The following is a 12667-nucleotide window of genomic DNA, read 5'->3' as shown; positions in this document are numbered from 1 at the left end:
ACGGATGGTACGGGTTGACGGAGTGGGTAAGGCGTACGACGGCATGCCAATTCTGCGAGACGTTCATTTTTCCGTGGAAAGCGGGGAGTGTTTCGGCATCATCGGCCCCAACGGCAGCGGAAAATCCACTTTGTTGAAGCTTTTGTCCGGCGTCGAATCCCCCGATGAGGGGCACATCTGGCTGGATGGCCGACCGCTCGAAGCGTACTCGCGCAAGGAGCGGGCCCGCCGGATTGCCGTGCTGCAGCAGGAGCCCCTGCCGGCGGTCGGGTTTACCGTCAGGGACGTGGTGGAGATGGGGCGGTATCCGTATCAAAATTGGCTCGGGGAAGAGCGGGAGAACGCCGCTTCGCTGGTTGACGCAATCATCCGGATGCTCGGGTTGGGCGACCTCGAGCACCGCACGTTGGAATGGCTGAGCGGGGGGGAGAAGCAGCGGGTGGCCTTGGCCAAGGCGATGGTCCAACAGCCCCGGCTTCTGCTCCTGGACGAGCCGACGACATACCTGGACATCGGCTATCAGGTGCAGCTCATGGATATGGTCCGCGCCTGGCAGAGACAGGAGGGTGTGACCGTAATCGCCGTCCTGCACGATCTGAATCTGGCATCGCTGTACTGCGACCGGCTCCTTTTGCTGCAAAAGGGGCAGCCGTGTCGGATCGGGGCCCCTCGGGAGATATTGCATGCCGATGTGATTCGGGAGGTGTACGGCACCCAGCCGATCGTGATTGAACACCCGGTGCGCCAATCGCCGCAAATCCTGCTGCAATCGGGATGCAGCTAGCAGTGTGTCGTCGGCGTGTCGGATACGAGAGGAGGAAATGGGCATGATCGTGCTGGTTACAGGCGGTGCGCGGAGCGGCAAGAGCACGTTTGCGGAAACGTACGCGGCCCGTCTCGGGGTACAAGGCGTGTACATCGCCACATCCCCCGTTTTTGACGAGGAACTGCGGGAGCGGGTACGCCGCCATCGTCAGCGCCGCGAGCAGTCGCCCTTTTCGTGGGAGACGCATGAGATACCGTACGACCTTGCCGGCTTTTTGCGCGGGCTCTCCTTTGAACCGGCGATCGGCTCGGGCGAGCGCGTGGTCCTGGTCGATTGCCTGACACTCTGGCTGTCCAATTGGCTCTTGAAATTTGAACAGGAGCAGCCGATGGAGCGTACGCTGGAAAAGGTGGACGAACTGGTGGACGTGCTGCGGTCGTTTCCGGGGACGATCATGCTGGTCTCCAACGAAGTGGGGTACGGCATCGTTCCCGACAATCCGCTTGGCAGGATGTTCCGGGATGCGGCCGGCATCATGAATCAGCGGGTGGCGGAAGCGAGCGACCAGGTGTTTCTGGTGACAGCAGGCATTCCGGTGGAGCTGAAATCGCGCGCCTTTCGCCCGTGACGATCAAAACAATAAAGGGCTGTCGTACACATCGTGACGACAGCCCTTTCGTTTTATTTTAGGGGTTGTGCCCCGCACGAAATTGCCCTCAGCCCCCGCCTGGTCCCTTCTACAAAAAATCCGAAAAAACACGGTCAAGAATTGACAGACTTTACATACACATTGATATATACTGTCTTTGCCGGGCGGGGGTGAAGGCAGATGATCGTCTATCTTGATATCATTTTACTCCTGAATGTGGCCATTGATACCTTGCTGCTCTGGTTTACGGCCTATTTTCGCAAAGAGCGGGTTATATGGTGGAGGATCCTGCTTGCTTCTCTGTTCGGGTCGATGTACCTGGCGTTTTTCTTTCTCCCTTCCTTCGCCTCGATGTACCAGTGGACCGTGAAGCTGTTGTTTTCCGTTCTCATGCTGTGGATCGCGTTTGGCAATCGAAGACTGCGAGCCTTTCTGCACAATCTCGCCATTTTCTACTTCGTGGCCTTCATCTTCGGCGGCGGGGTGTTTGGCCTGCAGTATTTCCTTGCCTCACACAACGAGATCTTGAACGGGTTGGTGACTCTCCACAGTGACGGCTTCGGTGTCGGGTTCAAACCGACGCTGGGCGTTCTCGCCATGGGGTTTTCCCTCGTCTTTGTCCTCAGCCGGAAGAGCTACCATGCCGTTCAAGAGCCGCGACGGATCGAGGCGTTCCTCGCCGAGGTGACGGTGACGATCGCAGGGGAAAGCGTCGTCTGTCGCGGACTGGTGGACACCGGCAACCAACTCCACGAACCGATTACCCGCCAGCCGGTGATGATTGTGGAGAGCGAACTGGTTGCCCATATCCTGCCGGCTTCGCTTCGTCAGCGGATCGGCAGCCCAACGGCATGGGAAAACCTGGACGGGGTCTTCGAGCAGGTGCCCGCCGAATGGCAGTCGCGGCTGCGGCTGATTCCCTACCGCAGCGTGTCCCGAGGGATGGATTTTCTGCTCGCCGTCAAGCCGGACGAAGTAATTGTCGTGCAAAATGGCGCCCGCTACCTTGCCAGGAAGGTGCTGATCGGTCTCAATCCGATCCCGTTGGCCGCCGACGGCCGGTATCAAGCCATCGTGCACCCCGCCATCATACAAAGCGATGACCAAAACCTAACTCCCTTACGCGAACAGGAGGGCTAGTATGTATGTGAAACTTCGCCTGCAACTCCAATTGCTCTGGTACCGTTTCCTGCTGTGGATTGGTGCACGCGCCGAAGAGATCTACTACATAGGGGGAAGTGAAGCCCTGCCGCCGCCGCTGACCAGAGAAGAAGAAGAGATTCTCCTGAGCCGGCTGCCGTCCGGCGATCCCGCCGTGCGCAGCATGCTGATCGAACGCAACCTGCGGCTTGTCGTGTACATCGCCCGCAAATTTGAGAACACGGGGATCAACATCGAGGATCTGGTCAGCATTGGGACGATCGGCTTGATCAAGGCGGTCAATACGTTTGATCCGGAGAAAAACATCAAGCTGGCCACCTACGCTTCCCGCTGCATCGAAAACGAAATTCTCATGTACCTCAGGCGGAACAACAAGATTCGCTCGGAAGTGTCGTTCGACGAACCGCTCAACATCGACTGGGACGGCAACGAACTCTTGCTCTCCGACGTGTTGGGGACGGACAACGACACCATTTACAAGAACATCGAAGACCAGGTGGACCGCAAGCTGCTGAAAAAAGCGCTGGATAAGCTGACAGAGAGAGAACGCATCATCATGGAGCTGCGCTTCGGATTGTCGGGAGAAGAAGAGAAGACGCAAAAGGACGTCGCCGATCTGTTGGGCATCTCCCAGTCGTACATTTCCCGTCTGGAAAAGCGAATTATAAAACGGTTGCGAAAAGAATTCAACAAAATGGTGTAGCGCATAATTTCCCAATCGAAGGAGATACTGTTCCTAAACCGTGCCAGAGAGTGGTAACGCCACTTGCTCGTACAACCGCCTATACACGGCTCGCTCTCGCCGCAAAGCTCGGCCTTCGCCGAGTTTTCTTTCATCCGGCGATGCGTCGGTACGCGGCCTTTCAAGACAACCGGGTTGGGAACTTTCTTGCTTCGAGGAGGGTAAGACGTGACGCGCAACAAGGTAGAGATTTGCGGGGTGGACACTTCAAAGCTTCCGGTGCTTACCAACAAAGAGATGAGGGAGCTGTTCGAACGCCTGCAGAACGGCGAACTGGCAGCGCGGGAGAAACTGGTCAATGGAAACCTGCGGCTGGTGCTGAGCGTCATTCAGCGCTTCAACAACCGGGGCGAGTACGTGGATGACCTGTTTCAGGTGGGATGCATCGGCCTGATGAAGGCCATCGACAACTTTGACCTCGGCCAAAACGTGAAATTTTCCACGTACGCCGTGCCGATGATCATCGGGGAGATTCGCCGCTACCTGCGGGACAACAACCCGATCCGCGTGTCGCGGTCCCTAAGGGATATCGCGTACAAGGCGCTTCAGGTGCGGGACAATCTGACCAACAAGCATTCGCGGGAACCCACCATCACGGAGATTTCCCAGGAATTGAACGTGCCCAAGGAAGACATCGTGTTTGCGCTGGACGCCATTCAGGACCCGGTCTCGCTGTTTGAACCGATCTATCAGGATGGCGGCGATCCCATCTACGTGATGGACCAGATCAGCGACGAGAAGAACAGGGATGCCAACTGGGTGGAAGAAATCGCCCTGCGCGAGGGCATGCAGCGGCTGGGCGAACGGGAGAAGATGATTCTCTCCATGCGGTTCTACGAAGGCAAGACGCAGATGGAAGTGGCGGAGGAGATCGGCATTTCCCAAGCACAGGTCTCCCGGTTGGAAAAAGCGGCCATCGCCCACATGCAAAAACACGTGCAATCGTAATGGGTTTATCATCAGCAGCCTCCATGCCATCAGCGTCGGAGGCTTTTGTTTCTGTATAAGCTGCTCGGCGACTGAAACAGTCTGAAAGTTGTGAAATTTACAAGTCGTGATGGGACTCTGCAATCGACGCGCCGTGACGCCGGTCCAATCTTTCACCGCTCCCCGGGGCATATTTGTCTGCCCGTTCATATACTTGAACTAACGGAGAAAAAGTAGGTGAGGAAAAATGGTCAAAATCTCGGATTTCCAGACCAAAGAAGTGGTGAATATTTTGGATGGCAAGCGGCTGGGGCAGATATCCGATCTGGAGATAGACCTGCGCCACGGGCGGGTGGAGGCGATTGTCGTCCCCGGACCGGGCAAATTCCTCGGGTTTTTTTCAGCGGGCAACGACTACGTGATTCCCTGGCGCAACATCATCAAGATCGGCAAGGACGTCGTGTTGGTTCGCCTGGAGGAGTCGATGCGGGTAGAGGCAAAAACCGGCGGGGAAGACGAATACCGGGCGTAAGAAAGGCGAGAGAGCCTTTCTTTTCTTTTGGGCTGTGGTATCATAAGCCATATAAGGAAGGTGACAACATGAACGAACCGTTTGTTGGCAGAGAGGGCGGCGCGCTGCTGCATCTGCGCGAGTGGGAAGAGCGCTTTCCCGGCTTGGCGGCCGGGTTTACCCTCAGAAACGGCGGAGTGAGCGAAGGAGCGTACCACTCTTTTAACATGGGCCTGCACGTGGGAGACGACCCGAACCGTGTGGTGGCCAACCGGCGCAAGCTGGCAGCGGAACTGGGCATGTCGTTTGAAGCCTGGACGTGCGCGGATCAGGTGCACGGCAGCCGGGTCTGCCAGGTGACCGCCCAATCCATGGGAGCGGGCAGGGAGAGCCTGGACGACGTCATTCCGGCGACAGACGGCCTGCATACGAATCAGCCGGGCGTGCTGCTCACGTCCTTTTATGCCGACTGCGTGCCGCTGTTTTTCCTCGACCCGGTGTCGCGGGCGATCGGCTTGGCCCACGCCGGCTGGAAGGGGACGGTGGCGCGTATTGCCGAGGAAATGGTGCGGGCGTTTGAAAGTCACTACGGCAGCAGGGCGGAGGAGCTGCTGGTGGCGATCGGTCCTGCCATCGGCGGCTGCTGCTATGAAGTGGACGAGCGAATCATGGAACGGGTACGGACGGCGGCTGCTCGCTGGGAAGACGCCGTGACGCCCCGGGAAAACGGCCGATACATGCTGGATCTGCCTCGTCTGAACACGGAGATTTTGGCGGAATGCGGCGTTGCGCCAGAGCGCGTGCTGCGGACGGGATGGTGTACAAGCTGCCGGACCGACCTGTTTTTCTCTCACCGCAGGGAGGCGGGGAAAACGGGCCGGATGGCATCGTTTATCGGATGGAGAGAGTCTGAAAAAGGAGCTGTGAACGAATCGTGACGAGAGAGAGGGAAATGCTGAAAGCGAGGCTGGCAGCCGTCGAAGAGCGCATCGCGGCCGCCTGCGATCGAGCCAACCGGAAGCGGGAAGAGGTGAAAGTCATAGCCGTCACCAAGTACGTCGACGCCGACGCGATCGGCGATTTGTTGGCCATCGGGGTGGAGCATATCGGGGAAAACCGCGTGCAGGATGCACTGCCCAAATTCGAGCGCTACGGCCACCTGGGGACGTGGCATTTCATCGGCCATCTGCAGACCAACAAGGTAAAAGACGTCGTGGGCAAATTTGCACACATCCACTCGTTGGACAGGCTGTCGCTGGCCCGGGAGCTGAACAAGCGCGGGGAAGCGCTGGACCGTGTCGTTTCCTGTTTTCTGCAGCTCAATATCTCTGGAGAAGAGACAAAATTTGGGCTTAGTCCCAATGATGTATTGGCTTTTTTGCAGGAAACCAGTAATATGAATCATATAAAGATCGTCGGATTGATGACCATGGCGCCTTTTGTCGAAAATCCCGAGGAGGCGCGACCCGTATTCCGCGGCCTGCGGGAATGGAAAGAACGGATCAACGGCTGGAACTTTCCGCACGCTGCAATCGAAGAGCTGTCGATGGGCATGTCCAACGATTTTGAAGTGGCGATTGAAGAAGGAGCGACATATGTCCGGCTTGGTTCGGTCCTGGTTAAGCCGGAATGACCGCAACGCTGCACGAGAGGAGGATGGCCATGGGCGTAATGAACAAGATCATGGGGTTCTTTGGATTGGATAACGAAGAATACATTGAAGAGACGGTGGAAGAGGAGCGTGAAGAGCAGGAGCGGGAGTCTTTCACCAAACGGCAGCCGGCGCCTCGCGCCAACAACGTGGTGCCGTTTCAGGCTCGGGAAAAGGAGGGCATTCGGTTGGTTTTATGTGAACCACGACATTACAGCGACGCGCAGGACATCGCTGACAACCTCCGTCACCGCCGGCCGGTCGTCGTCAACCTGCAGCGGGTGGATAAGGAACAGGCGAAGCGCATCGTCGATTTTTTGAGCGGAACGGTCTACGCGCTGAACGGTGACATTCAAAAGGTGGGCGACTACATCTTTGTCTGCACGCCGGATCACGTCGACATTCAGGGGACGATCTCCAGTGTCGTCGAAGAGTAAGAGAACCTAGCAAAAGGGTGAGTGAATGACAACGGCCATTTTTACCATTGTGTATTACGCTTTTACCATTTATCAATTCATGGTCATTGCCTACGTGCTCATGTCGTGGGTGCCGCAGATGCGGGAAACGCCCATTGGTCAACTGCTGGAGCGGTTGGTGGAGCCGTATTTGGCGCCATTTCGCCGCTTTATCCCGCCGCTCGGCTTTATCGATATCTCGCCAATCGTGGCGCTGATCGCACTCAACTTCGCCCACAGGGGCCTGAATGCGATCCTGCAGCAACTGCTGCTGTGAGGTGCGTGACGGCATGAGCGTGTTTGATCATTTTCGAAAAGAAGAACGTCCCTTTGCGGAACGGGCGCTGGAGATGCTGACGCTGACAGAGCGGAAGCAGGCCATGCGCCTTACTGATTTTCTGGACCCGAGGCAGCTTGCGATCATGCAGAGCCTGACCTCGCAGGTAAGTGACGTGTCCGTCTCGGCCAGCGGAGGCTACGACGGAGCGGAGCGGGTGCGCGTGCTGCTCCATCCCGATTACATCGTGCCCGAACCGCAGGACTACCGCCTGGCCCTGCTGCGGATTTCCGCTGACCAGCGCTTCCATACATTGGAGCACCGGGATGTGATGGGTGCGCTGTTGAACGTGGGGCTGAAGCGGGAGAAATTTGGCGACATGATCGTGGCCGAAGAGGCGATCCATGTCGTCATCGCAGACGAGGTAGCCGATTTCATCTGTTCACAGGTGACCCATATACACCGGACGCCGGTCCAATTTGAGCGGGTGGATTGGGAGTCGTTTCAGCCGCCCGCTCCCCGGTATGCGGAAAAGGTGATCACGGTTCCGTCGCCGCGTGTCGATGCGGTCATCGGCGAGGTGTACAACCTGTCGCGGGCAAAGGCGTTGGTCCCGATCCGGGCGGGCAAACTGAAAGTCAACTGGAAAGTGGTGGACGACCCGTCGCATCTGCTGGAGCCTGGCGACATGGTGTCGCTGGCCGGGTTTGGACGGTTCAAGCTGCTGGACGTGTCCGGGCCGACGCGCAGCGGACGGCTGCGCATGATCGTCGGGCGACTCACCTGAGACGGGCTCAATAATTTTGCAAATTCCGGCAGGAAATGCGGATAAACCTGTCGAAGAATTTGGGTACGATTACCGGAAAAAGTGAGGGGTTCATGTGCCTTTAACGCCATTGGACATACACAATAAGGAATTCAGCACGGGTTTTCGCGGTTACAACATTGACGAAGTGAACGAGTTCCTCGATCAGGTGATCAAGGACTTCGAACTCCTGATAAAGGAAAAAAAGGAACTGGAAGAGCGTGTCGCCATGCTGAACGAGCGGGTGGAACACTACAAGAGCATGGAGGAGAACCTGAGCAAATCCATCCTTGTGGCTCAGGAGACGGCCGAGGATGTCAAGGCCAACGCCCGCAAGGAAGCGCAGTTGATCCTGAAAGAAGCGGAGAAAAACGCCGACCGGATCGTCAATGAAGCACTGGCGAAATCCCGCAAGATCGCCATCGAGATCGAAGAGTTGAAAAAGCGCGCCTCTGTCTATCGGATGCGCTTCCGCACGCTGCTCGAAGCCCAGTTGGAGATGCTGGATAACGGGGCATGGGACGATCTCGAGCAGGCAGATTCCACGACGTCCGCTCTGATGGCGGAATAAACCGTTGACGTTCAGGCCATGATGGTACTATAATATTTGCAAACTTTTCATCACTGGATCGACGATGAACGGGAAGAGTACGTGACCAAGCACTGCCCAGAGAGCCGGGGAGAGGTGAAAGCCCGGCCAGTTGCCGTCGCCGAAAATCACCCGGGAGTTCACAACTGAAAGCCGGCTGCCGGCGTCACGTCCGGCGGGCGAGTAAGGGAGCGCGTCATTCCCGTTACGAATGAAACGAGTGGAGCGGAGCGGCATCCGTCTGCTTTGCGGCAGGGCCGTTCCGTTCAATCAGGGTGGTACCACGGGAGCCTTCTCTCGTCCCTTTTGGGATGGGGGAAGGCTTTTTATTTATACCAAGTAGGAGTGAAAACAGGTCATGGATTACAGCAAAACATTATCGCTGCCCCAAACCGATTTTCCCATGCGCGGCAACCTGCCGACCCGGGAACCGCAGATACAGGCCCGCTGGGATGAGCAGGAGATTTACCGGAAAGTGCAGGAGCGGACAAAGGGGCGTCCGTTGTTCGTGCTGCATGACGGTCCTCCGTATGCCAACGGAAACATTCACATCGGCCACGCGCTGAACAAGATTCTCAAGGACATCATCGTTCGCTACAAGTCGATGGCCGGTTTCTGCGCGCCGTACGTTCCCGGCTGGGACACCCACGGTCTGCCGATCGAACAGGCGATTATCAATGCTGAGGGGCTGGACCGCCGCAACATCGAGGTAAACGAATTCCGCAAACGCTGTGAAGCGTACGCCTGGTCCTACATCGAAAAGCAGCGGGACCAATTCAAGCGGCTGGGCGTTCGCGGCGACTGGGAAAATCCGTACGTGACGCTGAAACCGGAGTATGAAGCGCGGCAAATCCGCATCTTCGGTGAGATGGCAAAAAAAGGCTACATTTACAAGGGGCTGCGCTGCGTATACTGGTCCCCGTCGTCTGAGACGGCTTTGGCGGACGCGGAAATCGAATACAAGGACAAGCGCTCGCCATCCATTTACGTCAGCTTCCAAGTGACCGACGGCAAGGGCAAACTGGACACGGACACCGGCGTTGTCATCTGGACCACCACACCGTGGACGATTCCGGCCAACCTGGCCATCTCCATTCACCCGGAACTGGAGTACAACGTAGTGAATGCGGACGACCGCAAATTCCTGCTGGCGAACGGTCTTTTGGAAGCAGCGTCCAAGGAGATCGGCTGGGAGAACGTAGAGGTTCTGGCTACCTTCAAGGGAAGTGAACTGGAAGGCGTCGTGACGGCCCACCCGTTCTACGACCGTCCGTCTCCGCTGATCCTGGGCGAACACGTCACCCTGGACGCCGGTACGGGCTGCGTTCACACCGCTCCGGGACACGGGGAAGACGACTTCAACATCGGCCAGAAATACGGTCTCGGCGTGCTTTGCCCGGTTGACCATGAGGGCAAGATGACGGCCGAAGCACCAGGTTTTGAAGGCATGTTCTACGAGGATGCCAACAAGGCGGTTACACAAAAGCTGGAAGAAGCGGGAGCGCTCTTGAAGCTCGGCTTCATCACCCACTCGTACCCGCACGACTGGCGGACGAAAAAGCCGGTCATCTACCGGGCGACCGAGCAGTGGTTTGCGTCGATCGACGGCTTCCGCGAACAGATGCTGGAAGCGATCAAAAACGTGCAGTGGCTTCCGCACTGGGGCGAAACGCGCCTGGCCAACATGGTGGCCGACCGCGGCGACTGGTGCATCTCCCGTCAGCGCGTCTGGGGCGTACCCATCCCGATCTTCTACTGCAAATCCTGCAACGAACCGGTGATCAACGACACGACGATCGATCACATCGCGGAGCTGTTCCGCAAAGAAGGCTCTTCCGTCTGGTTTGCCCGTGAAGCGAGTGAACTGGTGCCGCCGGGCCTGACCTGCGAAAAGTGCGGCTGCACGGAGTTCCGCAAAGAGACAGACATCATGGACGTGTGGTTCGACTCCGGCTCCAGCCACGAAGCAGTGTTGAGAGAGCGGGAAGAACTGAAATGGCCGGCTGACCTCTACCTGGAAGGATCGGACCAGTATCGCGGCTGGTTCAACTCGTCGCTCTCCACCTCGGTGGCCGTATACGGAACGGCGCCGTACAAGGCGGTGCTGAGCCACGGCTTTGCCCTCGACGGCGAAGGACGCAAAATGTCCAAGTCGCTCGGCAACGTCGTCGTGCCGCAAGAGGTGATCGACAAGCTGGGGGCGGACATCCTGCGCCTGTGGGTAGCGTCCGTGGATTACCAGGCGGACGTGCGGATTTCCGACGCGATCCTCAACCAAATCGCCGAAGTGTACCGCAAGATCCGCAACACGTTCCGCTTCCTGTTGGGCAACCTGAACGGGTTCGACCCGGCGAAGGACCGCGTCCCGTACGAGCAGCTGGGCGAATTGGACCGCTACGTGCTGGCCAAGGCGGCCCAAGTGGTCAAACGGGTGCGCAAGGCGTACGACGACTATCAATTCCACACGGTGTTCCACGCTGTTCACAACTTCTGCGTCATTGACCTGTCCGCCTTTTATCTGGACATCTGCAAAGACCGGCTCTATGTGGAAGCGCCCGACAGCATCAAGCGCCGCGCCGCGCAGACCGTCATGTACGACTGCCTGTTGAACCTGGTCAAACTGGTGGCGCCGATCCTGCCGCACACCGCAGACGAAGTGTGGAGCTACATCCCGGGCGTAGCCGAGGAAAGCGTGCAGCTGACCGACATGCCGGAGGCAAACGAACAGCATCTCGGCTTCGCGGCAGACATGGAGAGCAAGTGGGACGCGTTCCTGGCGGTGCGCGACGAAGTGCTGAAAGCGATGGAAGAAGCACGCCGCAACAAAGTGTTCGGCAACTCCGTCGACGCCAAACTGGCGCTCTATCCGCAAACCGAAGAGGTTGCGCGGGTCTTGTCCGCCATGGATGACCTGGCCGACCTGTTCATCGTCGCCCATGTAGATCTGCATCCGCATGGCGCCAGCGTGCCGAGCGAAGCAGCTGTGCTGGAGGGCATCGCAGTCGTCGTCGCACCTGCTGACGGGGTCAAGTGCGAGCGCTGCCGCGTGGTGAAGCAGGACGTCGGGGCGGACAGCGCCCATCCGAGCCTCTGCCAGCGCTGCGTGACGATCGTACACGAACACTACGCCCACGTGGCTGAATAATTTAATCTCACAATCTGACAAACAGTACAGCTCTGCCTGTGCCCCTGCGGTGAGGCAGGGCTGTTTTTTTGTCCACAGGGTTCCTCCCCCACGGCAGAAAGGGTTGTCAGAGCGATGTCGGCTCACGCGGGGCAGGCAAGGGACTGGCCGTGGGTTATTTTCGCGGCCGGCAAGACATACTACACCAAGAAAAGCAAACAGAGGAGGGTGGCATGCGTGGACAAGGAAAAGCTGGCTCGGTTCAGGGAACGGCTGATGCAGGAAAAACGTGAGCTGGAGGAGCGGGTGCAGGCCCACTACGGCATGCGGGAGCCGATGGCGACATCCCTGCAGGAGTTTTCCATGTACGACAATCACCCGGCCGACATTGGCAGTGAGCTGTTTGAGCGTGAAAAAGATCTCGCACTGGACAGTCTGGACCGGGAGACGTTAAAGGAGATTGACCAGGCGCTTACCCGCATGGACGAAGGGACGTACGGGCTCTGCACCGTCTGCGGGCAGCCCATCCCGGAAGAGCGGCTGGAGGCGCTGCCCTACGCTCAAACCTGCAAGGAACACGCGGCGGCACCCAACATCAACCAGTCTCGTCCGATCGAGGAGGAGTTCTTGCAGCCGCCGTTCGGCCGCACCTCGCTGGACGAAAAAGAAGGACAGAACAGCTTTGACGGAGAGGACGCCTGGCAGATTGTCGAGTCGTGGGGAACGTCAAGCACGCCATTTTCCTATGTGGACAACGACAAGACCGACTACAAGGAAATGTACGTGGAAAGCGACGAGGCGGACGGAGCCGTCGAGGCCATCGAGCAGATCGGCTACACGGACATCGACGGCTACCACGGTCCGGAGAGCGTCAATTTCATGCGCAGCGGCACGTATGAGGAGTACATGCGCAAAGGGGAAGGCAAAGGCTTGTTTCTCGATTACGAAGCGTATCTGCAGGAGCGGGCGGAGCGCGAAGGGCGCGACGACCTGTTGTGAGGAGCACATCG

At 58.0% G+C, this 12667-nt stretch carries 14 protein-coding genes and 1 other annotated feature; all 14 genes read left to right on the top strand.

Annotated features, from left to right (window positions below):
* The first annotated feature begins 4 nt into the window (after positions 1–4).
* The 14 genes from IRT44_RS18515 to IRT44_RS18450 all read left to right on the top strand — a co-directional run bounded on the left by IRT44_RS18515 (position 5) and on the right by IRT44_RS18450 (position 12656).
* Positions 5–784, top strand: a complete 780-nt coding sequence (locus tag IRT44_RS18515) for an ABC transporter ATP-binding protein (RefSeq protein WP_171564366.1) — start codon at positions 5–7, stop codon at positions 782–784.
* Positions 785–827: 43 nt separating this feature from the next.
* Complete coding sequence (cobU, locus tag IRT44_RS18510) at positions 828–1394, top strand: bifunctional adenosylcobinamide kinase/adenosylcobinamide-phosphate guanylyltransferase (RefSeq protein WP_212131841.1); 567 nt, start codon at positions 828–830, stop codon at positions 1392–1394.
* A 201-nt stretch (positions 1395–1595) separates the two neighbouring features.
* Complete coding sequence (gene spoIIGA / locus IRT44_RS18505) at positions 1596–2555, top strand: sigma-E processing peptidase SpoIIGA (protein ID WP_171564364.1); 960 nt, start codon at positions 1596–1598, stop codon at positions 2553–2555.
* Between the two features lies 1 nt (position 2556).
* On the top strand, positions 2557–3279 hold the full coding sequence (gene sigE / locus IRT44_RS18500; protein WP_171564363.1) for an RNA polymerase sporulation sigma factor SigE: 723 nt from the start codon (positions 2557–2559) through the stop codon (positions 3277–3279).
* 207 nt (positions 3280–3486) lie between these two features.
* Positions 3487–4266 carry an RNA polymerase sporulation sigma factor SigG gene (gene sigG, locus IRT44_RS18495; protein ID WP_171564362.1) on the top strand — a complete coding sequence of 260 codons (780 nt, stop codon included), beginning with the start codon at positions 3487–3489 and terminating at the stop codon, positions 4264–4266.
* Positions 4267–4492: 226 nt separating this feature from the next.
* Positions 4493–4777 (top strand): YlmC/YmxH family sporulation protein, encoded by a 285-nt coding sequence (locus tag IRT44_RS18490; RefSeq protein WP_171564361.1) that lies wholly within the window; start codon positions 4493–4495, stop codon positions 4775–4777.
* Positions 4778–4845: 68 nt separating this feature from the next.
* The gene (gene pgeF, locus IRT44_RS18485) at positions 4846–5694 is read left to right on the top strand and encodes a peptidoglycan editing factor PgeF (protein ID WP_212131843.1); all 849 of its coding nucleotides are present in this window, start codon (positions 4846–4848) and stop codon (positions 5692–5694) included.
* Positions 5691–6389 carry a YggS family pyridoxal phosphate-dependent enzyme gene (locus tag IRT44_RS18480; protein WP_171564359.1) on the top strand — a complete coding sequence of 233 codons (699 nt, stop codon included), beginning with the start codon at positions 5691–5693 and terminating at the stop codon, positions 6387–6389. Before pgeF ends, IRT44_RS18480 begins: the two co-directional genes overlap by 4 nt.
* 29 nt (positions 6390–6418) lie before the next feature.
* Positions 6419–6844 (top strand): cell division protein SepF, encoded by a 426-nt coding sequence (locus IRT44_RS18475; protein ID WP_171564358.1) that lies wholly within the window; start codon positions 6419–6421, stop codon positions 6842–6844.
* A gap of 25 nt (positions 6845–6869) precedes the next feature.
* Positions 6870–7139 carry a YggT family protein gene (locus IRT44_RS18470; RefSeq protein WP_171564357.1) on the top strand — a complete coding sequence of 90 codons (270 nt, stop codon included), beginning with the start codon at positions 6870–6872 and terminating at the stop codon, positions 7137–7139.
* Between the two features lie 13 nt (positions 7140–7152).
* Positions 7153–7926: a YlmH family RNA-binding protein gene (locus IRT44_RS18465; protein ID WP_230077166.1), complete on the top strand. Its 774-nt coding sequence runs from the start codon at positions 7153–7155 to the stop codon at positions 7924–7926.
* A gap of 94 nt (positions 7927–8020) precedes the next feature.
* Positions 8021–8515 carry a DivIVA domain-containing protein gene (locus tag IRT44_RS18460; protein ID WP_171564355.1) on the top strand — a complete coding sequence of 165 codons (495 nt, stop codon included), beginning with the start codon at positions 8021–8023 and terminating at the stop codon, positions 8513–8515.
* 55 nt (positions 8516–8570) lie between these two features.
* Positions 8571–8841 (top strand) — a binding site (T-box leader).
* 50 nt (positions 8842–8891) lie between these two features.
* Positions 8892–11678: an isoleucine--tRNA ligase gene (ileS, locus tag IRT44_RS18455; protein WP_230077165.1), complete on the top strand. Its 2787-nt coding sequence runs from the start codon at positions 8892–8894 to the stop codon at positions 11676–11678.
* Positions 11679–11894: 216 nt separating this feature from the next.
* Positions 11895–12656, top strand: a complete 762-nt coding sequence (locus IRT44_RS18450) for a TraR/DksA C4-type zinc finger protein (RefSeq protein WP_171564353.1) — start codon at positions 11895–11897, stop codon at positions 12654–12656.
* The last annotated feature ends 11 nt before the right edge of the window (positions 12657–12667 follow it).

It is taken from the genome of Brevibacillus sedimenti, from assembly GCF_020923495.1.
Taxonomy (GTDB): domain Bacteria; phylum Bacillota; class Bacilli; order Brevibacillales; family Brevibacillaceae; genus Brevibacillus; species Brevibacillus aydinogluensis.
This window is presented reverse-complemented; position numbering and strand designations above follow the sequence as displayed.